The sequence below is a fragment of the Cellulomonas dongxiuzhuiae genome (assembly GCF_018623035.1).
GTDB lineage: Bacteria > Actinomycetota > Actinomycetes > Actinomycetales > Cellulomonadaceae > Cellulomonas > Cellulomonas dongxiuzhuiae.
Genome location: NZ_CP076023.1, coordinates 353,123 through 372,592 on the forward strand (window position 1 = coordinate 353,123; position 19,470 = coordinate 372,592).

The following is a 19,470-nucleotide window of genomic DNA, read 5'->3' on the forward strand; positions in this document are numbered from 1 at the left end:
TAGCGTGGCGGGATGCCAGCCGGAGATCCGCCGCGCCGTCTGCTCGCGTGGTACGCCGACCAGCCACTGCTCCGGGCGGTCCTGCCCGGCGTGCTGCTCGTGGGGGTGGGCCTGCTCGTCTTCTGGGGCATGTTCGACGCGGTCCAGGAGCGCGACGACTTCTCCCTGTGGGACCGGCCGGTCCTGGAGCTGCTGGTGGGTGCCCGCAGCGACGTCGTCACCGCGGTCCTCGCCGCGCTGACGTTCGTCACCGGTCCGACGGTGCTGCCGGTCATCATCCTGGTCGCGTGCGTGGCCTGGGGCCTGCGCCGGCGCGAGTGGTGGCGGCCGCTCCTGCTCGCCGGCGCCATGATCGGCTCCACGGTGCTCTCGCTCCTCGTCAAGGGCCTCGTCGCCCGGCCTCGCCCGCCGGAGGAGACCATGTACATCCCCGGCTCGGAGACGACCGGGTCGTTCCCGTCCGGCCACACCATCGGGACGGCGACCTTCCTGCTGGTCGCCGGGTACCTCGTGGCGAGCCGGCACCGCACACGCCGGGTCGTCGTCGGCTGGTTGGTCGTCGGTGTCGTCGGCGTCGCGGCGGTCGCGCTCAGCCGCCTGTACCTCGGCTACCACTTCCTGACGGACGTCGTCGCGGCGGCCGGTCTGGCCGTCGTCGTGCTCGGCGTCGTCACCGTCGTGGACCGGATCCACGTGATGCGCGGCCTGCCACCGAGCGAGCCGGAGCCCGGTTGGAGCCCGCAGCCGCCAGCGGGGCTCACGCAGGCGTCGCCCGGTACCTAGGTGGTGCGGCTCATGACGTCGCGGTGACGCCCTCCCGACGGTCGGGGACGACGAGAGCATCAGCACGCGCTCGCCCAGGTACACCGACTCGTCGATGTCGTGCGTGACGAACAGGACGGTCACCCCCAGGTCCTGCCACACCCGCCGGACCAGGTCCTCCAGGTCGGCACGGGTCTGGGCGTCGACGGCCGCGAACGGCTCGTCCAGCACGAGGATCTCGGGCTCGTCGGCCGCGGCGCGTGCGATCGCGACGCGCTGCTGCATGCCGCCGGGCGGAGACGGTCTACCGGTACTGACGAGCCACGAGGACGGCGGCCCCAGCGGCGCGCCCCCTCAGCTGCCCTGGCCCATGCTCCACATCGCCCAGAACTGCGTCCGCATCTCGCGCGGCTGCTGCAGCGTCGTGACGATCGCGTGGGCGACCATCTCCGGGCGCAGGTAGTCCGCGAGCGAGGGGTCGCCCTCGGTGCGGCCCCTGCCGATCGCGAACTCCGTCTCGACCCCGGCCGGGTTGATCGTCGTCACCCGGATGCCCTTCTTGCGCAGCTCCCGGTCGATGGACCCGGCGAAGCCCTGCTGGGCGTGCTTCGTCCCGGCGTACACGGCCTCGTCGGGGCCACCACGGAAGCCCGCGACGGACCCGACGATGACGATGTCGCCCCCGCCTGCCGCGAGCATCGGCGGCAGCGCGGCGCGGACCGTGAAGACCGTGCCGGTGAAGTTGGTGTCGACCATGGTGCGGATGTCGTCGTCGCTGCCGTCGAGGACCGAGCCGTAGGAGCCGATGCCGGTACAGGCGACCACCGAGTCCAGCCGGCCCCAGGTGTCCAGGGCTGCCTGGACGAGGCGGGCGTTGTCGGCGGGCTCACGGACGTCCATCTGCACGGGCACGACGCGGTCGCTGCCCAGCTGCTCGGCGAGCTCGGTGAGGCGCTCGAGCCGGCGGGCGCCGACGACCACGTCGGCGCCCGCCGCGACCAGGGCCTCGGTGGTGGCACGTCCGATGCCGGCGGAGGCGCCGGTGACGGCGACGACGGTCCCGGTCAGGTCTCGGGGCTGCATGAGGGTCATGCACGCGACGGTAGTCACCCGGGGGGAGTGGCGCGCGGCGGCGCCCGGACCGGGGTCGAGCTGCCCTCGCGCGTCGGTGGGGGCGGGCGGGCGGGTCAGGGTGACGTGATCCGCTGCAGGGCCGCGACGTGCTCGTCGAACGCACGTCGACCCGCGCCCGTCAGGCGCACCCAGACGATCTGCCGGCGGTCGTCGCGCTCGTCGGACGAGGAGCGGGTCGTCGTCGTGTAGCCGGCGTCGGTCAGCACCCGCAGGTGCTTCGAGAGCGTCGGCCTGCTCAGCCCGAGGGTCTCGCCGAGAGTCGAGAACGTCAGTGCGTCGACGGGTCGCAGCAGGCCGCAGATCCGCAGGCGGACGAGGTTGTGGACGATCTCGTCCGGCTGCGGCTCACCGGCCACGGTGCAGGGCCCGGCGCCCCGCGTCGTCCACGGCGCGCACGCCGGCGACGGTCGCACCGAACATCAGCACCGTCGGGACCGCCACCCACCACCCGAGGCCGAGCGAGACCAGCGCGAGCGCCGTGCTGTAGAGCAGCAGGCCGACCACGACGAGACCCAGGTAGGCGGCCCAGCCGCGTGCGCCGACCGTGCGGAGCCTGACGCCCGTGGACCGGGTGGCCGTGAGGACGAGGAGCATCGCGACGACGAACAGGAAGAACGAGGGGCTCGTGCCGTCGGGGCGCGGGGTGAGGCTCGTGGTGACCCACGTGGCGGTCACGGCGCCGAGCGCCGGCGCCAGCCAGGCGGGTCGGCGTGCGCGCCGGGCGAGCGCGGCCCGGTCGGCGTCGAGCGCCGTCAGGGGCGCGTCCGGCGTGGAGGTGGCCAGGAGGTCGTCGCTCATGGCGGTGACGCTACGTTGTGTGTTGCCGTACAGGCAACTCACTTCGTCGTGCGTCCGTCGCCAGGGTGACGGCGCGTCGCCGCGACGCGCGGCGGTGCACGCCGGTCGTGCCCGGAGGAGGACGTGCCGCTCAGCGGGCCCGGAGGAAGGTCTCCAGGTCCGTCGGCGGGACCCCCGTGAGTCGTTCCACCGCGTCGGAGGGCTCCGCCATGACTCCGCTCGCGATGGCGGTGTAGGTGCTCACCCACGCCGCGACCTGCCACGGCGGCGCCTCGTAGGGCGCCCGGGAGGCGTACGCCTCCTCGACCGTCTCGTCGTGGAACGTGACGTCACGGCCGTCGACGTCGCTGATGACGCGGGCCACGTCGGACAGCGAGAGCCCCTGCGGCCCGGTCAGGTCGTACGTCGCGCCCGCGTGCGCGTCGGGCGCCATGAGCACGGCGGCCGCGACGCGCGCGACGTCCGCCCGCGCCACGAACGCGCAACGCCCGTCACGGGCAGGCCCGCGGATGACGCCGTCCGGCCCGACGAGCTCTGCCATGAGGTCGAGGTAGAAGGTGTCCCGCAGGAACGTCCACGCCATGCCCGAGGCCTTCAGGTGCTCCTCGGTGGCGTAGTGGTCGCGCGCGAGCGTGAACGTCGCGTCCGGTGCGGCCGCGGCGAACGACGTGTAGACGACGTGCTTGACCCCCGCGTCGGCCGCGGCGTCGATGAACGTCGCGTGGTCCGCCGCACGGGTGGCGCTCTCGTGCCCGGACACCATGAGCAGGACGGAGACGCCCCGCAGCGCGACGACCGAAAGGTCGTGCTCGGCGTAGTCGACGCGCCGGACGCCCGTGACCGACGCCGGGTCCCGCAGCCGCGGGCTGCCGGGCGAGCGCACGAGCAGCCGCTGCGGGCGGCCGGCAGCGTCGAGGTGCCGCGCGACGAGCCCGCCGATGTGGCCGGTCGCGCCGGTGACACCGATGGGTGGCGCGGTCATGGGGAGTCTCCGTCAGGTCGGTTCTCCTCATGGTGCGCGGATCGGGGTGAGCGTGCGACCCGTGCGCGAGCGCGGTCGGGCCAGGCGGTCAGGCGTCGGCTGCCGGGCGCCGTGAGCGGGTCGGGGGAGCGCCGCGTGCGGCCCTCGTCGGGCCGTTCACGGTGAACTCACCGGCTGCGGCGCCGGTTCTCCTTCTTGATCGCCTCGACCAGCGCGTCCTTGTCCATCGTGGAGCGGCCGGAGATGCCGAGCCGCTTGGCGATGCCGTACAGGTGGCTCTTGGAGGCGTTGGCGTCGACCCCCTCGGCCGTCTCGCGCGACGTGCCGCGGCCGCCCTCCGCCTGCGGGTCGGACGGTCCGTTCTCGTCCTTCGGCTCCCAGTGGTCGCCGACCTTCTCGTGCGTGTGCTTGAGCGCCGCGTAGGCCACCCGGTGGGCGCGCTCGGCGTCGCCGTACTCGTCGGCCGCCGCGTCGTGCGCCTTCGCGAACGTGCGCTGCGCCTTCCTGCCCGACCGCTGCAGCGTGCTGGGCAGCTCCTCCTGCTTCGGCGTCCCGCTCCTCGTCGTCTTGGGCATGGTCGCTCCCGTCCCGTCGGCGGCCGCTCTGTTCCCGGCCATCCTGCGACGGTGCGCCGCACCCCGCACGCGGGGCTCCGCGGCTGGAGCGGCGCAGCACCCGTGTCGACGAGCGTCTCGGCGGACCGGCACGAGGTGCTCGTCGAAGACGTGGGTGCGGGCGAGTCGGCGAGGGCATCCTGGTCGCGTGACATCACCCGTCCCCGAGGGGCCCCGCCGTGTGGGGTCCGACCGCGTGGCGCCCGGGAGCGTCCGTGCGTGCGGATGCTGTGTCCGCCTGCCCGACTACCAGGCCGTGCGGTGCGACGAGCACGCTGCGGCGTGGCAGGCCCGCCGGGACGCCGAACGCGAGGTCCGGCGCCGGCGGGCGCTCGCCGCCGAGGCGCGGCGTCCCTGGCAGGGAGCCGGCGCGCGCCTGTTCGGGTGGGCCCTTCTCACCACCGCGCTGGTGGTCGTCTGCGCGGCCAGGTGGACGGCGGCGGCCGACGTGCAGGGTGCCCTCGGCGACGGTTTCGGGACCACGACGGCGACCGTCGTCGACCGCGTCCCCGGGGGCCGTGGCAGCGAGGGCTCCTACGTCGTCACCTTCACGGTCGGCGGGGAGCGGCACGAGGCGGACCTGACGCAGTACGACGGGTCGGGCCCGGACGTCGGGGACACGATCAGGATCGACTACGCGACCTCCCGACCAGGGGTCGTCCGCCAAGCCGGCTACGACAGTGCCGGCCTCACGCAGACCTACGCGGTGTCAGCCCTCGCCGCCGCCGCCGCGACGGCCGCCCTGGCGGCGCGGTGGGCCGTCGTGCGGCGACGCGCGGCGGGTCCCGAGGCCACGTCGACGAGATGACCGGGGGCCGGTCGTCAGGTGCTGCACCCTCGGCGGGTGGGGTTCGGGACGCCAGGCGACCCGGACCCCGCCCGCGAGCGGGCGTCACGGGGAGGCGGGTCAGCGGGGGGTCGTGCGGTAGTGGTCCGGGGCGACGACCAGCTCGACCGGGACCTCCGGCAGGAGGTCCGCCAGCCAGCGGGCGTACTCGGCCATGCCCTCCTGCTCCGACGGCGTGTGGCCCACGACGACGAGGCCTGCGCACACGCCCGCCGTCACGGCGTCGGCCGCGTACTCGCCGGTCTCCCACTCATGCCCCTCGCCGATGACGACCACGTCGACGTCGGGCCGGGCGAGCAGGTGCCGGTTGAGCTCGAACCCCTGGAACCCCGGCTGCAGGCCGACGGTCGACACGGCGGTGTCGGGGTCGCCGACGTAGCGCAGCGCGCGGGCGTCCAGGGAGCGTGCGACGTGCGCGGCCAGCTCGCCGAGCGTCGTCGGGGGGAGGTCGTAGACGCCCGGGTCGCCCGTCCGCTCGGCGTCGAGCCAGCCCAGGGCCCGCGCGACGCCCGTGAGGACGCCGTCCGGCTCGCGGTCGTGCCAGGCGTCGTGCTGGTGCAGGACGACGAGCCCGTGCTCGGCGACGAACGCCGCCTTCGCCGCGTACACGGGGTCGCCCTCGGCGGCGAGGACCGCGTCCGACCTGCCGTGGTGGTCGAAGTAGAGCGGCTCGTGCGTGATGACGAGGTTCAGGCCCTGCTCGGCCGCGCGCCGCAGCACGTCGAACGTCGCCATGATCGTGACGGCGACCCCCCGGACCGGGGTGTCCGGGTCGCCGGCGAGGAACCCGTCGACCGTCGTCGCGCGCGGCGGCACCCCCACGTGCGCGTCGATCCGTTCCGCCACCTGCCGTGCTGTCGTCGTCACGCCCGACACCCTAGCGACGGCGGGCGTCGCCACGGGGGTGCCCGGACCGGCGACCGTCGAAGCGTTTCGTCGGTTGCCGCGCCCGGCGCCCGCGCCGATGGTCCTCGTACGTCTCGTACGTCCTCCCGGAGGTGGACATGTCCCGCTTCTCCCTCGGTCGCCGCGTCGTCGCGGTGACCGGCGCGCTCGCGCTCGGCGCCGCCATGGTGGCAGGCTCCGTCGCCCTCGCCGCGCCCGCATCGGCCCACGGCGCCGTGTCCGACCCCCCGTCCCGCATCTACGGGTGCTACGACCGCTGGTCGGGCGCCCACACCGACCCCGCCATGGCGACGCAGGACCCGATGTGCTGGGCCGCGTGGCGTGCCAACCCCAACGCCATGTGGAACTGGAACGGCATGTTCAAGGAGAACGTCGGCGGGCAGCACGAGCAGGCGCTCCCCGACGGCAAGCTCTGCTCCGCCGACAACCCGATCTACGACGCGGCGAACACGCCGGGCGCCTGGCGCACGACCGCCAAGCCGTACGACTTCCGGCTCACCGTCCACGACCCGTCCAACCACGGCGCGGACTACCTGAAGATCTACGTCACCAAGCAGGGCTACGACGCCAGGACCGAGGCGCTCGCGTGGTCCGACCTCGAGCTGATCAAGACGACGGGCCGTTACGCCCCGTCGAGCCCGTACGTCACCGACGTGAGCGTCCCGCGCGACCGCACCGGCCACCACGTGGTGTTCACGATCTGGCAGGCGAGCCACCTCGACCAGCCGTACTACCAGTGCAGCGACGTCGTGTTCGGTGGCGGCGGCGACCCCGGCCCGAACCCGACGACGCCCGCCCCGACGACGCCAGCCCCGACGACGCCGGCGCCCACGACTCCCGCGCCGACCACCCCCGCCCCGACCACCCCCGCGCCGACGACGCCCGCCCCGGACCCGGGCACCGGCGCCTGCACCGCGACGGTGTCGGTGCAGAGCTCCTGGCAGGGCGGCTACCAGGCGAACGTGACGGTGAAGGCGGGCTCCGCCGCGATCACCGGCTGGAAGGTGACGGTCGCCGGGGCGACCATCACGCAGGCGTGGAACGGCACCGCGTCCGGCAGCACGATCACGTCGGCGGCGTGGAACGGCTCGCTCGCAGCAGGGGCGACGGCCAGCGCCGGCTTCCTCGGCAGCGGCAGCTCGAGCAACCTCAGCGCGACCTGCAGCGCCGCCTGACCGCACGCGCCGCAGACGTCGTCTGCACCACGAGGGCCGCACGTCCGGACGGACGTGCGGCCCTCGGTCGTCATGTCGGCGACAATGGGGGAGCACCATCTGCTGTCGACGAGGAGTACACCGTGCCCCAGGCAACTGTCCGTTGGTTCGACGCCGAACGCGGTTTCGGCTTCCTCAACCTCGGGGACGACGCCGACGACCTGTTCGTCCACGCGTCCGAGATCGTCGGTGACGACAGCCGCAAGGTCCTCCGCGAGGGCCAGGAGGTCGAGTTCGAGGTCGGTGAGGGCGACCGCGGGCCGCAGGCGCGCAACGTCCGTGTCACGGGCGAGTACGCCGCCGACGCGACCCTGGGCCAGCTCGGCACCGTCTCCTGGTACGAGCCGGGCAAGGGCTACGGCTTCATCACCCCGGACAGCGGCGACGCCGAGATCTTCGTGCACAGCTCCGCCGTCGTGGGCGGCGGCGTGCTCCGTGAGGGGCAGCGGGTCGCGTTCCTGGTCGTGCCGGGCGAGAAGGGGCCCCAGGCGGACCACCTGCTGCCGCTCGTCGCCCAGGCCGCCCCGCCCGTGGTGTCCGACGGCGCGGACGGCACCATCACGTTCTACGACGCGGACAAGGGCTTCGGCTTCGCGACGCCCGACGCCGGCGGCGAGGACGTCTTCGTCCACGCCAAGACGCTGGCGGGCGTGACCGGCCTGTCCGAGGGTGACCGCATCAGCTTCACCGTCGCCGAGAGCGACCGGGGGCCGCAGGCCCAGAACGTGCGGCTCGTCGGTGGTCAGGCGCGCCGGGGCGCGCCCGCGGGGCCGTCCCGCGGCCGGTCGGAGCGGCCCCGGGGCTCGGGTGCCCCCGCGCGCGGCGGCACGGGCACGGTCGCGCGCTACGACGCCGAGCGCGGCTTCGGCTTCATCACCCCGGACGCGGGCGGCGACGACCTGTTCGTGCACGTGTCGGTCGTGCGCGGGTCCGACGGCCTGTACGAGGGTGACCGGGTCCGGTACGAGGTGCGTCAGAGCGACCGGGGACCGCAGGCGGACCGCGTCGAACGGGTCTGAGGGGGCCGCCTCGGCGGTCTGGCGCTCACGCCTCGTCGTCAGCCGCGGTCGGTGAGCCGCCCGACGTCCCCAGCGTGGGGTCTGCGACGGTGAGGTCGCCTTCCAGACGGTCTTCCACTTCCACCTGCACGTCATCCCGCGCTACGCGGGCGACGGCTGGACCCTCGTCCCCGACACGGTCGAGCGGGAGCGGTCGGTCCTCGACGACCACGCGCGGGCCGTCCGGGACGCCCTCGCGTCGCCCGCCTGACGTGGGCGCAGCCCGCGCGGGTCGCGTCGAGCGGGTCTAGATTCGGCGAGCATGGACATGCTGTCGGGCAGCGAGATCACGCAGGCCGGACTGGCCGACTGGCGCAAGCTGGCGCAGGGGCTGCACGCGCGGTACCTCGTCGACGACTTCGGCACCGGGGCGCGGTTCGTCGCCGCGGTCGGCGAGGCGGGCGACGCGCTCGGGCACCACCCGAGCGCGGCCCTCGGCACGGGGCACGTCGACCTCAAGCTGGTGAGCGCCGACGCCGTCTACCGCGACGACCAGGGCAACGAGCAGGTCGTCGAGTGGGTGACCCGCAAGGACGTCGACCTCGCCCGGCGGATCAGCGAGATCGCCGTCGAGCACGGGCTCGCCGCCGCCCCGGCGTCCGTCAGCGTGGTCGAGCTGGGCCTCGACACGGCGGGTTCCGCGACCGTCGCCCCGGTGTGGGCGGCGCTGCTCACGGGGGACGCGGCGTCGCAGGGGCACGGGTCGCCGAGCGACGAGATCCGGGACGCCACCGGACGGGTGCCGAACCTGTGGTTCGGGGACGTCGAGGACGACACCGCGCGCCAGCGGTTCCACGTCGAGGTCTACGTCGCGCCCGAGGTGGCCGAGCAGCGGCTCGCCGCCGCGGTCGCCGCGGGCGGCACCGTCGTGGACGACAGCGACGCGCCGTGGGTCACGGTCGTCGCCGACCAGGACGGCAACACCGGCGCGCTCTGCGTCGCCCAGGCCCCCGCGACGCAGGACTGAGCCGCGGACCGACGGAGAGGCACTGCGATGCGCGCTGTCGTCATGTACGGCCCGGGCGACGTCCGGGTGGACCAGACCGAACGGCCGACGATCGCCGAACCGACGGACGCGGTCATCCGGCTCGCCGCGTCCTGCATCTGCGGGTCCGACCTGTGGCCGTACCGCGGTGCGGACGACGTCGACCACCAGCCGATGGGTCACGAGTACGTCGGTGTCGTCGAGGAGGTCGGGGACGACGTCGCGCAGGTGAGGGTCGGCGACTTCGTCGTCGGCTCGTTCTTCTCCTCGGACAACACGTGCGCGATCTGCCGCGCCGGCTACCAGAGCCACTGCGTGCACCGCGGCCCGGGTGCTGTGCCCGGTGCGCAGGCGGAGTACGCGCGCATCCCGCACGCCGACGGCACCCTCGTCGCCACCCCCGGCCCGCCGGCCGACGACCTGGTCCCGTCGCTGCTGGCCGCCTCCGACGTGCTCGGCACCGGCTGGTTCGCCGCCGTGGCCGCCGAGGCCGGGCCGGGCAAGACGGTCGCGGTGGTGGGTGACGGGGCCGTCGGGCTGCTCGGCGTGCTGGCCGCGAGGCAGCTCGGCGCCGAGCGCGTCATCGCGATGTCCCGGCACGCCGACCGGCAGGCGCTCGCGCGTGACTTCGGCGCCACCGACGTCGTCGAGGAGCGCGGGGACGCCGGCGTGGCGCGCATCAAGCAGCTGACCGACGGGCTCGGCGCGCACTCCACGATCGAGGCCGTCGGCACGCAGGAGTCGATGATGCAGGCGATCCGCTCCACCCGCCCCGGCGGGCACGTGGGGTACGTCGGCGTCTCGCACGACGTCGTCCTGCCCGGCCGGCAGCTGTTCTACTCCGGTGTGCACCTGCACGGCGGGCCCGCACCCGTGCGCCGGTTCCTGCCCGACCTGATCGACCGGATCTGGCGCCGCCACATCGACCCGGGCAAGGTCTTCGACCTCACCCTGCCGCTCGACGAGGCCGCCGAGGGCTACCGCGCGATGGACGAGCGGCGGGCGATCAAGGTGCTGCTGACGGTCTGACGCGGCGCTCGCGGGACCATCGCCCCTCGCCCCGCGGGGTGGCCCCGCGATGGGATGGAGACGTGGACGCGGTGGCCCGGGTGAGGTGGTCGGCCGTCGGCGCGGGCGGTCACGTCGCGCGGCGGACGAGTGCCTGGTGGGAGCGTCTCGTCGCCGCCCGTGAAGGACGAGCGCCGCAGCCGCTCGTGCACGCGGTGCTGGAGGTGGAGGTCGCCGGGGTCGTCAGGAGCGTCGACATGGGTCCCACGTGGGGCAGGACGCGTGGGACGCGGCGCGTCGTGCTGACCGGGCCGGTGGGTGCGCGGTGGCTGGGGCGGTGCCCGCTGTTCCGCTACGAGGTGCGCGTGGTCGACGGCAGCGGCCGGTTGCCCGGCGTCCTGGCGGTGAGCGACGACGTCGCGCTGCCGGGCGACGTCCTCGACCTCCTCGCCGACGTGCCGGCGTACACGTGGGGTCGTGACGAGGCGGGCGCGGGTGAGATGTGGACGTCGGACTCCGTGGTCGCGTGGCTGCTGGAGCGGTCGGGCGTGTCGAGCGTCGAGCCGCCTCCCGGCTCCCGCGCCCCGGGCTGGGCCGCGGGGGCACGGGTCGCGCGCCGCTGACCGCCGACAGGAGCCCGGCCGGGGGTCACGCCAGCGACAGGAACAGCTTCTCCAGCTTCGCGACGTCGAGGGTCGGCTCCTCGTCGCCCTCGGGCTGCGTGAGGCACTGCTTCATGCCGGACGCGATGATCGCGAACCCGGCCCGGTCGATCGCCTTCGACACCGCGGACAGCTGCGTGACGACGTCCTCGCAGCTCGTGCCCTCGTCGATCATGCGGATGACGCCGGCGAGCTGCCCCTGGGCGCGCTTGAGGCGGTTGCTGACCTTCGTCATCTCGGCCGGGTCCAGGTCCACGTGGTTCTCCTCGGGTCGTGTCACCGGTGTCCCGGCTCGGGGGTCTCGGGTGCGTGCCGGCTCAGCGGCAGGTGCACTGCTGGTCCTGCGGCACGTCGGCCATGACGTCGTCGACGTGCCTGCCGCAGCCGGTCCAGGTGACCTTGCCACAGCGGCGGCAACGGGCGGGACTGCACATGGTGGTGCTCCTGGGGATCGTTCGGTGAGGGTGGGGTCAGCGCCGGACGGCGCCGCCGGTGGCCAGCCCGAGCAGGCGGGCGATCGTGTCGCGCAGGCTCATGAGGTGGCTCCTTCGAGGGGCAGGTCGGGTCGGGTGGCGGTGAGGCTGATCCAGCCGCCGGAGAGGTTGCGGGCGTCGAGACCGGCCTGGAGCAGCACGCGGGTCGCGATGTGGGAGCGGACGCCGCTGGCGCAGTGCACGGCGACCGGACGTCCGTCGGCGGCGGCGCGGACCTCGTCGAGGCGGCCGCGCAGCTCGGTGTGCGGGACGTGGAGCGCGCCGACGAGGTGGCCGCGGTCGAACTCGGTCCGCGACCGCACGTCGAGGACGAGGCGCGTGGCCAGGACGTCGTCCAGCTCCGCGGCGTGCCACTGCGGCATGGTGCCGTCCAGGACGTTCTGCGCGACGAAGCCGAGCATGTTGACCGGGTCCTTCGCGGCGCCGTAGGGCGGGGCGTACGCGAGCTCGAGCTCCGCGAGGTCGTCGGCGGTCATGCCGGCACGCAGGGCAGTGGCCAGCACGTCGATGCGCTTGTCGACGCCCTCGCGTCCGACGGCCTGCGCGCCGAGCAGGCGCCCGTCCGGGGCGAAGCTCGCGACGACGTGGACCTGCTGCGCGCCGGGGAAGTACCCGGCGTGGTGGGCGGCGTGGATCCGGACGACCTCGTGCTCGATCCCGGCGCGCGCGAGCGCGGCCTGGCTCGCGCCGGTCACGGCGGCCGTGAGCCCGAGGACCCGGACGATCGCGGTGCCGAGCACGGGCGCCTGCGGCGTCGTGCGGCGTCCCAGCATGGCGTCGGCGGCGCGACGGCCCTGGCGGTTCGCCGGACCCGCCAGCGGTACCGGCCCGGTGTCGCCCGTGACGGCCAGGGTGACCTCGACCGCGTCGCCGACCGCCCAGACGTGCGGGTCGGACGTGCGCTGGTCGGCGTCGACGCGGATGGCGCCGCGGGCCCCGAGCTCCAGGCCCGCGTCCCTCGCGAGGTCGCTCGCGGGCCGCACGCCCACGTTGACGACGACGACCTCGGCCGGCAGGCGCGTGCCGTCGGAGAGCGTGACGACCGCGCCGCCGTCGTCGGACGCGGCGACCTCGCGCGCCGAGACGCCGAGGTGCAGGCCGACGCCGTGCGCGCGCAGCTCGTCCGCGAGGAACGGGGCGAGCTCGGCGTCCAGCGGCGGCAGGACGTGGTTCGCGAGCTCGACGAGCTCGACGTCGAGCCCGCGTGCGACCAGGGCCTCGACGGCCTCCAGGCCGATGAACCCGGCGCCGACGACGACCGCGCGGCGCGGGCCGTCGGCGGGCAGGTCCGCGACCCGGGCGGCGAGGGCGTCGAGATCGGGGACCGTGCGCAGGGAGTGCACGGCCGGGTGGTCGAGGCCGTCGATCGGCGGTCGCACGGCGACGGCGCCGGGGGCGAGCAGCAGGGCGTCGTACGCGAGCTCGTCCTCGCCGTCGGCGGTCGCCACCGTGACGGTGCGGGCCTCGCGGTCGATCGCGGTGACGCGGTTGCCGGTGCGGACGTCGAGCGCGAGCGCGGCACGCAGGGACTCGGGCGTGTGCAGCAGGAGGGCGTCGCGCTGCTCGATCTCACCGGACAGGTGGTACGGCAGCCCGCAGTTGGCGAACGACACGTGGGCGGACTGCTCGAGCACCACGATCGAGGCGGACTCGTCCAGGCGGCGGGCGCGTGCGGCTGCGCTCATGCCGCCCGCCACGCCGCCGACGACGACGATGCGCCGAGGTGAGGTGGAGCGGGACATGGAGGTCGGGCTCATAGGACCAACATACCCCGGGGGGTATCCGGATCGGCCGTCGTGAAGGGTGGGCCGCGTCACGCGGGCGGCACGGACGACCTATGGTTCTCCGTCGGCCCCTCAGGTCCCCGCACCCCTCACCGAAAGGACCCCCATGTTCATCGCGCTCGCCGTCCTCACCGTCCTGCTCGCCCTCGTCTCGGTCAACTCCGCCGTCATGAAGCTGCGCAGGAACGAGCGGGTCGTCACGTCCATCACCGGCACGGTCGGCTTCCCCGAGCGCTACCTCGGGCTCCTCGCGGCGCTCGAGATCGCCGGCGCGGTCGGCATCGTCGTGGGCCTGTGGGTCGCGCCCCTGGGCATCGCCGCCGCGGTCGGCCTCACCCTGTACTTCCTCGGCGCGATCATCGGCCACCTGCGGGTCCGCGACACCCAGGGCGTCACGATGCCGCTCGTGCCGCTGATCCTGTCCGTCGCGGTCCTCGTGCTGCGGGTCGTCACGGCCTGAGGGACGTGGGGACCCGGTAGCGGCGCTTCGCCCCGCCGCCGCCCGGCACGTCCACCACGTCCTGCAGCACACCCCCGCACCGCTCGATCGTCCGCTCCGACCCGACGTTCGCGTCGTCGCAGGTCACCAGCGCGTCGCGGACGCCCACCGAGCGGGCGACCGCCAGCGCCCCGCGCAGCATCGCGGTGGCGTACCCGCGGCGGCGGTGCGCGGGTAGCACCCCGTACCCGATGTGGCCGCCGACGACCGACAGCGCCTCGTTCAGCGCGTGCCGCACGGACACCCGCCCGACGAGCACGCCGCCGACGTCCCCGACGAGGAACGTCGCCGGCACCCTGCCGTCCGGCAGGCCGACGCCCGCGCGCTCGTCCTCCAGGCGGCGCAGGTACGCGTCCCAGCGCTCACCGCTGCGCACCCCGAGCAGGAAGTCGAACCCCTCACGCGCCAGCTCGTCGTGCGCCGCCCGGGCGGCGTCCTCGTCCTGGGGCGTCAGTGCTCGTAGGTGCAGCGTCGCGCGGGGCTCGGGCCGGGTCATCCGGGCATGCTGCCAGGGGCGGCTCCGGGTGTCGTGGCGTTTCCCGGCCTCCTCGCGGACGCCTACGTCCGCTGACGGACCCCCGCCTGCAGCGTCACCGCGCCGCCGGGGGCGTTCACCTGCCGGTAGACGCCGGCGGCGCGAAGTCCCCGGGACTCCAGCGCCGCGTCGAGCGCGGTCCAGGCGTCCGCCACGTCGGCAGGACGCTCGTCGAACGTCACCGAGACGCCCTCGGCAACCGCGGCCACCTCCACGACCGGGAGCCCGCACGGCTCCGCACCGGCCGGCGTCCCGGCCGTCACCACGATCGCGTCGTCCGAGGTGCCGTCGAAGAGCAGGACGACATCGCCGTCACCACCCGGGCCGCGATCCCGCGGCAGCAGGGCGAGCAGCCGGCGAGCGGCCTCGGGGATCTCGGTCTCGTCCCGGACGGTGTCCTGGACGGCGCACAGCCGCAGCGCGGGCAGGGGGACCAGCTCGAGCGTGCTCATCACGGTGCGTGCTCCCTTCTCGAATGACGCGAGGCGCGCGCGCACCTCGGCCAGCCGGGCCGACGCCTCGGTGATGTCCGCGACGAGGGCCTGCTCGCGCTCGCGCAGCAGCTCCACCAGCCGCTGCTCGGTCAGCGTGGCGTCGAGCAGGTCGGCCACCGTGTCGAGCCCGAACCCCAGCGCCCGCAGGGACGCCACCGCCCGCACCCGCCCGACCTGGCTCGGCGCGTAGCGGCGGTAACCGGTCGCGCCGTCGGTCGACGCCGGCTCGAGCAGCCCGACCTGCTCCCAGTGGCGCAGCATGCGCCGGGACACGCCCGTGCTGTGCGCGATCTCTCCGATGCTCCACATGTCGCCCATCCGACCCCCTCACACGGTGGCAGGGTCAACCCCCGCCGCGTCGTCGCGCGGATCCGTGCGCCCACGACGCTCTCTACCATCGACGTATGGAGCGCGAAGGAAGCGCGACGCGGCGCACGACGGGCAATGCGACGGCATGCGCCCGGGTGGTGCCGGCATGAGCACCACCGGGGAGCTCGGCGCCGTCGAGGTCGAGCGGCTGACGCGCCGCGGCCTGCGTCTGGCGCAGCTCACCATCGCCTACAACGTGGTCGAGGGTGCCGTGGCGATCACCGCCGGCGTGCTCGCGGGCTTGGTGTCCGTGGTGGGCTTCGGCGTCGACTCCGGGATCGAGTCCGTCGCCGCCGTCCTCGTCGCCCTGCGGCTGTCGGCGCGGCTGCGGCACGGTGAGGCCGACGAGCGCAAGGAGCGGCTGGCGCTCAAGGCCGTCGCGGTCACGTTCTTCGTCCTGGCCGCGTACGTCACCGTCGAGGGCGTCCGCAGCCTCGTCGACGGCGAGGCCCCGGACCGCTCACCGGTCGCGATCGGGCTGCTCATCGCCTCGATCGTCGTCATGCCCGTCCTGGCGGCAGCGAAACGCAGGGTCGGCCTGCGGCTCCAGGACAACCTCATCCTGGCCGACGCCGCCGAGACGCGGATCTGCGTCCTGCTGAGCATCTCGACCCTGGCCGGCCTCCTCCTGCATGCCCTGACGGGCGCGGTCTGGCTGGACCCGGTCGCGGCATTCGTCATCGCGGCGTTCGCGGTGCACGAGGGCAGGGAGGCCTGGGAGGGCGAGCTGGTCGAGGACGACGACGACTGACGGACGGCGGTCAGCGGTACGTGCGCCACTCGTCCCGGGACGAGAACCCCGCGGCCGGGTTGTCGAGCCCGATCGGTATCCAGCACGCGGCTGCGCGGTCTTCCCAGCGAGCCCCGGGAGGCCCGCATGCCCGCCGACGACCGTCTCGTCCTCGACCGCCCCGACGACGTCGCCCACGCGGTGAGGTCCCTCGCCGACGGCGTGCCCGTCGCGCACGGGTTCGGGAACATCTACGCGCTGACGGGGCGCGCCGACGCGGTGGTGCGGATCAACGCCCTCAAGGGCCGCCCCCACGACCAGACGGGCAGCCTGACCGCGCCGGCGGGGCGGGTGCTGAGCGCGCTCGACCTGTCGGCGTTGCCCGCGTGCGTGTCACCGGGCCTGCTGGCGGACGTCGTCGACGCCTTCCGCGCGCTCGGCCCGTTCGGGTTCCGTGGACCCGCCGCCGCGCACGTGCCGCCGGGGCTGACCGCGCTGGACGGGTCGGTGACAACCGCCCAGGTGATCGTGCCGGGCGACGCGTGCCCGTCACAGCGGTTCCTGGCGGCGTCGTCGGACGCCGTCGGTCTGCTCGCCATCTCGTCGGCGAACCGCTCCCGGCACGTCACCGGCCAGGTCGACGCGCCGGTGCACTGGCGCGCCGACGCGCTGCGGGCCGAGCTCGCCGGCGGTGACCTCGTGCTGCTGGAGCATGGGGATGAGGCGGCGGCCCGTGCCCGGTTCCCCCGTCACACGACCGTCTCGACGACGATCCTGGCCTTCCACCGGGCGGAGCGGGTCCGTGGTCGCGTCCACCTGACGCTCGAGCGGCACGGCTCGCTCGCCGCGCAGGAGGTCGCGCAGGTGCTGGCCGCGCTGGGCCTGGGCGTCACGGCGGGCCCGCGCGCGGCCGTCCGGCTCGCCCCGCGCTCGTACGACGACGGTCCGGGGCCGACGGCGGATCGACGTGCCTCCCCGGGTCAGGCGGGCAGCGGTCCGCTGGTCGGCCACCGCGGGTCCCACGAGGTCGTCGACGCACGCAGGGGATGTGTCCAACCTCCCGCCCCGACGTGACGTCCGATCGGACTTGAACGCGATCGTTCACCAACCTGAAGGAGCGAGACGGTGGGCAGCAACTAGCACGCGTCGCTGCCCTTCGGACGAACCTCATGGCTACTCACTAGTTTTGTTGGCTGAGGTACTTTCCGTGCAGCCATCAGCCCAGTAGTGTTGTTGGATGACTCAGCCGGTCGAGACTCTCTATCACTATACAACTGGCAGCGCCCTGATGAGCATCCTCGGCGAGCAGAGCATCTGGGCAACGGATGCCAGATACCTCAACGATGCGGCGGAGTTTACCCTCGGGCGTGCCGAGTTGAACGACGCTCTTCTCGATGCTGCCGAAATAATCGCGGCCCGTGACCCTCGGGACGAGCTTGATGAGTCACCTACCCTGATTGCGGAGTTTGTGCGTGGACAGGTAAGTGACGAATCGCTCCGTGAGCCAGCCCCATTCATAGCATGCTTCTGCACCGATGGGGACCTACTCAGCCAGTGGCGAGCATACGGTGGCGGCGCCTACTGCGTCGGATTCGATAGGGACTCCCTCGAGAAGATCCGCCAGCCCGAGAGAGTCCTCTATCTCGGCGGCCGACCAGATGCTGCGCCTGGGATTAGTGACTCGTCGCCGAGGCTCGTGCCCGTCAGGTACGGTCAAGACGGAGTGCGTCAAATGGTTGCGGAGGTGGTGGCGGAGTATTTAGCGTTAACTGCGCCGCCGCGTTACTCAAATTGGTACTCGAGCAGGCTTCCGGCGTATGTTGGCCGCTCGTCAGTAAAGCATGAAGCGTTCTCTTCAGAACTCGAATGGCGCCTTGTGATCGCCCCGGACTTTGTTGATGAGCGGTACAGGCCGGACAATCGGGGGGCGCTTCTACCATATGTTCCTCTCAGGTTTGATAGGGCGGCTGTGAAGTCCATTCGGATTGGTCCAACAATGCATCCTGAAGCGCATGACTCGGTTCGGCGATTTCTTGCCCAACGCGGGTACACGGATGTCGATGTGACGCATTCGGGTGCGCCGGTCCGATAATGAGCGATTAGCAACGCCACCCGCACCGCCAACGTGCCGCGATGCAGTCCGTCGATCCCGGTGTGATCGTGGTCGATGATCTCTAGTTGGCGCCAAGGTCGGTACCGGCAAGCCCGGCCGGAACGGGCAGCCAGCATCGCGGCGTGAAGGCTCTGGAAGGAGGGTTTGGCGCACGCGCGCCGTACTCTCTCAGGGGTCGACATTGTCCAGAGATCGGTCGCCCTCGAGCGGACCAGCGACGACGCCGTTGACCCGGCGGTGAGGGCACCGAGCACGTCGTCGAGTGGGTGAGCCAGAAAGACGTCGACCTGGCCCGCCGCATCGCCGACATCGCCACCGCGCGTCGGCTCACCGCCACCTCGGCGGCGGTCAGCGTCGTCGAACTCAGCCGCGACACGCGGGATTCCGCCACCGTCGCGCCGCTGGGGCCGCCCTGCTGACCGGAGCCCGGTCCCCGAGCCCGGGTCACCGAGCGACGAGGCCGGGGACGCCACCGGCCGCGCGCGGAACCTGTGGTTCTAGAGAACCCGACGAGCACGACGCGAGTCAGCGGCTCCACATGGAGGCGTATGTGGCGCGCGATGCGGTAGAGCAGCGTCGCCGCCGCGGTCGCCACCGGTGGGACCGTCGCCGACGACAGCGGCCGCCGTCTGCGTCGGGGAGGCCCCCTGGGGCTTGACGAGAAGAACTGCCGACAGCCCGCGCAGCTCCAGGTCGTCCGGTCAGGCGGGCAGCGGCGTGCGGACGTCCACGGGCGGGCCGAAGTCCGTGCGGACCCCGCGCGAGAACAGCACCGAGTCCGGAGGGCGGAGCGCCGTGCCCGGGATCCCGCACGTGGCGACGAGGCGGTCGTCCAGCGTGACCAGCTCGGCGGCCTGCAGCGGCCAGGTCTCGTGACGGTTGGGTACGTACAGCGTGCGGCCGAAGGCCCGCGTGTGCAGCCCCCAGCGCGCGGTGAGGAACTCGGCCTCGGCGTCACCGGGCGCGAGCGCCTCGCCCGGCCGCACGACGACGTGCGTCGTGGCGTCCCGCGGCCCGGGCCAGCGGCGTCGCGACGTGTACGTCAGGACGCCGTCGGCCTCGCTCACACGCATCCGGGCCCACGTGTACGGGAGCGCGAACACGGCGCGCGTGCCGAGGACGAACGCCAGCCGGGACGCCTCGAGCGTCAGGAAGACGACGCCGCGACGCCCCTGCTCGTCGACCGAGTAGAGCCGGACGTTGGTCTCGGGGAACGAGCCGAGCCACGGGACGCCGGGCCCGAAGCCGGCGCCCACGCCGACCATGCGGAACGGCACGAGCCCGACCCAGCTCGCACCGTCGTGGACGTCCGGGCGGGTGCCGGGCGGCAGGAGTGGCGCGACGACGTCGGGTGCGACGCGCCAGTGGACGAACGTGAGGTCGCGCCACGACTGCCGCGTGATCGCCCGACCGGGTAGCTCGGGCGCCGTCGCGGTCACGGGCTGGGGCGGGCGCGGCATGGCGCCACTATGCCCCCCTCGT

At 73.7% G+C, this 19,470-nt stretch carries 23 protein-coding genes and 2 pseudogenes; 13 read left to right on the forward strand and 12 right to left on the reverse strand.

Annotated features, from left to right (window positions below; all coding sequences use genetic code 11):
- Positions 1-12 precede the first annotated feature (12 nt).
- The gene (locus KKR89_RS01675) at positions 13-783 is read left to right on the forward strand and encodes a phosphatase PAP2 family protein (protein ID WP_208196975.1); all 771 of its coding nucleotides are present in this window, start codon (positions 13-15) and stop codon (positions 781-783) included.
- Between the two features lie 36 nt (positions 784-819).
- On the opposite strand, the pseudogene KKR89_RS01680 reads toward KKR89_RS01675, so the two are convergent.
- The 6 genes and pseudogenes from KKR89_RS01680 to KKR89_RS01705 all read right to left on the reverse strand — a co-directional run.
- Positions 820-1,053: pseudogene (locus KKR89_RS01680) on the reverse strand (ATP-binding cassette domain-containing protein); the annotation flags it as partial.
- A gap of 63 nt (positions 1,054-1,116) precedes the next feature.
- On the reverse strand, positions 1,117-1,854 hold the full coding sequence (locus KKR89_RS01685) for an SDR family oxidoreductase (RefSeq protein WP_251140968.1): 738 nt from the start codon (positions 1,852-1,854) through the stop codon (positions 1,117-1,119).
- Between the two features lie 95 nt (positions 1,855-1,949).
- On the reverse strand, positions 1,950-2,252 hold the full coding sequence (locus KKR89_RS01690; RefSeq protein WP_208196977.1) for a transcriptional regulator: 303 nt from the start codon (positions 2,250-2,252) through the stop codon (positions 1,950-1,952).
- Positions 2,242-2,694, reverse strand: coding sequence for a hypothetical protein (locus KKR89_RS01695; protein ID WP_208196978.1), 453 nt, complete (start codon positions 2,692-2,694; stop codon positions 2,242-2,244). Before KKR89_RS01695 ends, KKR89_RS01690 begins: the two co-directional genes overlap by 11 nt.
- Before the next feature lie 130 nt (positions 2,695-2,824).
- Positions 2,825-3,676 carry an SDR family oxidoreductase gene (locus KKR89_RS01700; RefSeq protein WP_208196979.1) on the reverse strand — a complete coding sequence of 284 codons (852 nt, stop codon included), beginning with the start codon at positions 3,674-3,676 and terminating at the stop codon, positions 2,825-2,827.
- Between the two features lie 167 nt (positions 3,677-3,843).
- The gene (locus KKR89_RS01705; RefSeq protein ID WP_208196980.1) at positions 3,844-4,251 is read right to left on the reverse strand and encodes a ChaB family protein; all 408 of its coding nucleotides are present in this window, start codon (positions 4,249-4,251) and stop codon (positions 3,844-3,846) included.
- A 295-nt stretch (positions 4,252-4,546) separates the two neighbouring features.
- Here KKR89_RS01705 and KKR89_RS01710 point away from each other — a divergent pair, with 295 nt between their 5' ends.
- Complete coding sequence (locus tag KKR89_RS01710; protein WP_214765657.1) at positions 4,547-5,098, forward strand: hypothetical protein; 552 nt, start codon at positions 4,547-4,549, stop codon at positions 5,096-5,098.
- Between the two features lie 99 nt (positions 5,099-5,197).
- On the opposite strand, the gene KKR89_RS01715 is transcribed toward KKR89_RS01710, so the two are convergent.
- Entirely contained in the window at positions 5,198-6,004 is an 807-nt protein-coding gene (locus KKR89_RS01715; protein WP_208196982.1) for a Nif3-like dinuclear metal center hexameric protein, read from the reverse strand.
- Positions 6,005-6,141: 137 nt separating this feature from the next.
- Between KKR89_RS01715 and KKR89_RS01720 the strand changes: the two genes are divergently transcribed.
- From KKR89_RS01720 to KKR89_RS01740, 6 genes and pseudogenes are all read left to right on the forward strand, one after another.
- Positions 6,142-7,218: a lytic polysaccharide monooxygenase auxiliary activity family 9 protein gene (locus KKR89_RS01720; protein WP_208196983.1), complete on the forward strand. Its 1,077-nt coding sequence runs from the start codon at positions 6,142-6,144 to the stop codon at positions 7,216-7,218.
- A 122-nt stretch (positions 7,219-7,340) separates the two neighbouring features.
- A complete protein-coding gene (locus tag KKR89_RS18540) occupies positions 7,341-8,276 on the forward strand; it encodes a cold-shock protein (RefSeq protein WP_208196984.1) in 936 nt (311 codons plus the stop codon).
- Positions 8,277-8,364: 88 nt separating this feature from the next.
- A pseudogene (locus tag KKR89_RS18115) lies at positions 8,365-8,526 on the forward strand (HIT family protein); the annotation flags it as partial.
- Between the two features lie 51 nt (positions 8,527-8,577).
- The gene (locus KKR89_RS01730) at positions 8,578-9,282 is read left to right on the forward strand and encodes a 4a-hydroxytetrahydrobiopterin dehydratase (RefSeq protein WP_208196985.1); all 705 of its coding nucleotides are present in this window, start codon (positions 8,578-8,580) and stop codon (positions 9,280-9,282) included.
- A gap of 27 nt (positions 9,283-9,309) precedes the next feature.
- Positions 9,310-10,329, forward strand: coding sequence for a zinc-dependent alcohol dehydrogenase family protein (locus KKR89_RS01735; protein ID WP_208196986.1), 1,020 nt, complete (start codon positions 9,310-9,312; stop codon positions 10,327-10,329).
- Between the two features lie 80 nt (positions 10,330-10,409).
- Entirely contained in the window at positions 10,410-10,931 is a 522-nt protein-coding gene (locus KKR89_RS01740) for a hypothetical protein (protein WP_208196987.1), read from the forward strand.
- 25 nt (positions 10,932-10,956) lie between these two features.
- Here KKR89_RS01740 and KKR89_RS01745 read toward each other — a convergent pair whose 3' ends face one another.
- Both KKR89_RS01745 and KKR89_RS01750 read right to left on the reverse strand, forming a co-directional pair.
- Positions 10,957-11,226, reverse strand: coding sequence for a metal-sensitive transcriptional regulator (locus tag KKR89_RS01745; protein ID WP_208196988.1), 270 nt, complete (start codon positions 11,224-11,226; stop codon positions 10,957-10,959).
- Between the two features lie 276 nt (positions 11,227-11,502).
- Positions 11,503-13,221 (reverse strand): FAD-dependent oxidoreductase, encoded by a 1,719-nt coding sequence (locus KKR89_RS01750; protein WP_208196989.1) that lies wholly within the window; start codon positions 13,219-13,221, stop codon positions 11,503-11,505.
- Between the two features lie 133 nt (positions 13,222-13,354).
- On the opposite strand from KKR89_RS01750, the gene KKR89_RS01755 reads away from it, so the two are divergent.
- Positions 13,355-13,708, forward strand: coding sequence for a DoxX family protein (locus KKR89_RS01755; RefSeq protein WP_208196990.1), 354 nt, complete (start codon positions 13,355-13,357; stop codon positions 13,706-13,708).
- Here KKR89_RS01755 and KKR89_RS01760 read toward each other — a convergent pair.
- Positions 13,698-14,243: a GNAT family N-acetyltransferase gene (locus KKR89_RS01760; protein WP_208196991.1), complete on the reverse strand. Its 546-nt coding sequence runs from the start codon at positions 14,241-14,243 to the stop codon at positions 13,698-13,700. The two genes, KKR89_RS01755 and KKR89_RS01760, sit on opposite strands and share 11 nt — an antisense overlap.
- 62 nt (positions 14,244-14,305) lie before the next feature.
- Positions 14,306-15,085, reverse strand: a complete 780-nt coding sequence (locus KKR89_RS01765; RefSeq protein WP_208196992.1) for a MerR family transcriptional regulator — start codon at positions 15,083-15,085, stop codon at positions 14,306-14,308.
- Positions 15,086-15,251: 166 nt separating this feature from the next.
- Between KKR89_RS01765 and KKR89_RS01770 the strand changes: the two genes are divergently transcribed.
- The 4 genes from KKR89_RS01770 to KKR89_RS01785 all read left to right on the forward strand — a co-directional run bounded on the left by KKR89_RS01770 (position 15,252) and on the right by KKR89_RS01785 (position 18,407).
- On the forward strand, positions 15,252-15,896 hold the full coding sequence (locus tag KKR89_RS01770; protein ID WP_208196993.1) for a cation diffusion facilitator family transporter: 645 nt from the start codon (positions 15,252-15,254) through the stop codon (positions 15,894-15,896).
- A gap of 126 nt (positions 15,897-16,022) precedes the next feature.
- A complete protein-coding gene (locus KKR89_RS01775; protein ID WP_208196994.1) occupies positions 16,023-16,949 on the forward strand; it encodes a hypothetical protein in 927 nt (308 codons plus the stop codon).
- Between the two features lie 163 nt (positions 16,950-17,112).
- Complete coding sequence (locus KKR89_RS01780; protein WP_208196995.1) at positions 17,113-17,967, forward strand: DUF2971 domain-containing protein; 855 nt, start codon at positions 17,113-17,115, stop codon at positions 17,965-17,967.
- 287 nt (positions 17,968-18,254) lie between these two features.
- Positions 18,255-18,407, forward strand: coding sequence for a hypothetical protein (locus tag KKR89_RS01785; protein WP_208196996.1), 153 nt, complete (start codon positions 18,255-18,257; stop codon positions 18,405-18,407).
- Positions 18,408-18,689: 282 nt separating this feature from the next.
- Here KKR89_RS01785 and KKR89_RS01790 read toward each other — a convergent pair whose 3' ends face one another.
- A complete protein-coding gene (locus tag KKR89_RS01790) occupies positions 18,690-19,448 on the reverse strand; it encodes a YqjF family protein (protein WP_208196997.1) in 759 nt (252 codons plus the stop codon).
- Between the last annotated feature and the right edge of the window lie 22 nt (positions 19,449-19,470).

Bases quoted from the DNA above. Each gene is read 5' to 3' on its own strand.
- KKR89_RS01760 (WP_208196991.1), bottom strand. From the start codon at position 14,243: ATGACCCGGCCCGAGCCCCGCGCGACGCTGCACCTACGAGCACTGACG.
- KKR89_RS01765 (WP_208196992.1), bottom strand. From the start codon at position 15,085: ATGTGGAGCATCGGAGAGATCGCGCACAGCACGGGCGTGTCCCGGCGC.
- KKR89_RS01685 (WP_251140968.1), bottom strand. From the start codon at position 1,854: ATGACCCTCATGCAGCCCCGAGACCTGACCGGGACCGTCGTCGCCGTC.
- KKR89_RS01775 (WP_208196994.1), top strand. From the start codon at position 16,023: ATGCCCGCCGACGACCGTCTCGTCCTCGACCGCCCCGACGACGTCGCC.
- KKR89_RS01755 (WP_208196990.1), top strand. From the start codon at position 13,355: ATGTTCATCGCGCTCGCCGTCCTCACCGTCCTGCTCGCCCTCGTCTCG.
- KKR89_RS01770 (WP_208196993.1), top strand. From the start codon at position 15,252: ATGAGCACCACCGGGGAGCTCGGCGCCGTCGAGGTCGAGCGGCTGACG.
- KKR89_RS01780 (WP_208196995.1), top strand. From the start codon at position 17,113: ATGACTCAGCCGGTCGAGACTCTCTATCACTATACAACTGGCAGCGCC.
- KKR89_RS01700 (WP_208196979.1), bottom strand. From the start codon at position 3,676: ATGACCGCGCCACCCATCGGTGTCACCGGCGCGACCGGCCACATCGGC.
- KKR89_RS01720 (WP_208196983.1), top strand. From the start codon at position 6,142: ATGTCCCGCTTCTCCCTCGGTCGCCGCGTCGTCGCGGTGACCGGCGCG.
- KKR89_RS01735 (WP_208196986.1), top strand. From the start codon at position 9,310: ATGCGCGCTGTCGTCATGTACGGCCCGGGCGACGTCCGGGTGGACCAG.
- KKR89_RS01790 (WP_208196997.1), bottom strand. From the start codon at position 19,448: ATGCCGCGCCCGCCCCAGCCCGTGACCGCGACGGCGCCCGAGCTACCC.
- KKR89_RS01675 (WP_208196975.1), top strand. From the start codon at position 13: ATGCCAGCCGGAGATCCGCCGCGCCGTCTGCTCGCGTGGTACGCCGAC.
- KKR89_RS01750 (WP_208196989.1), bottom strand. From the start codon at position 13,221: ATGAGCCCGACCTCCATGTCCCGCTCCACCTCACCTCGGCGCATCGTC.
- KKR89_RS01695 (WP_208196978.1), bottom strand. From the start codon at position 2,694: ATGAGCGACGACCTCCTGGCCACCTCCACGCCGGACGCGCCCCTGACG.
- KKR89_RS01730 (WP_208196985.1), top strand. From the start codon at position 8,578: ATGGACATGCTGTCGGGCAGCGAGATCACGCAGGCCGGACTGGCCGAC.
- KKR89_RS01705 (WP_208196980.1), bottom strand. From the start codon at position 4,251: ATGCCCAAGACGACGAGGAGCGGGACGCCGAAGCAGGAGGAGCTGCCC.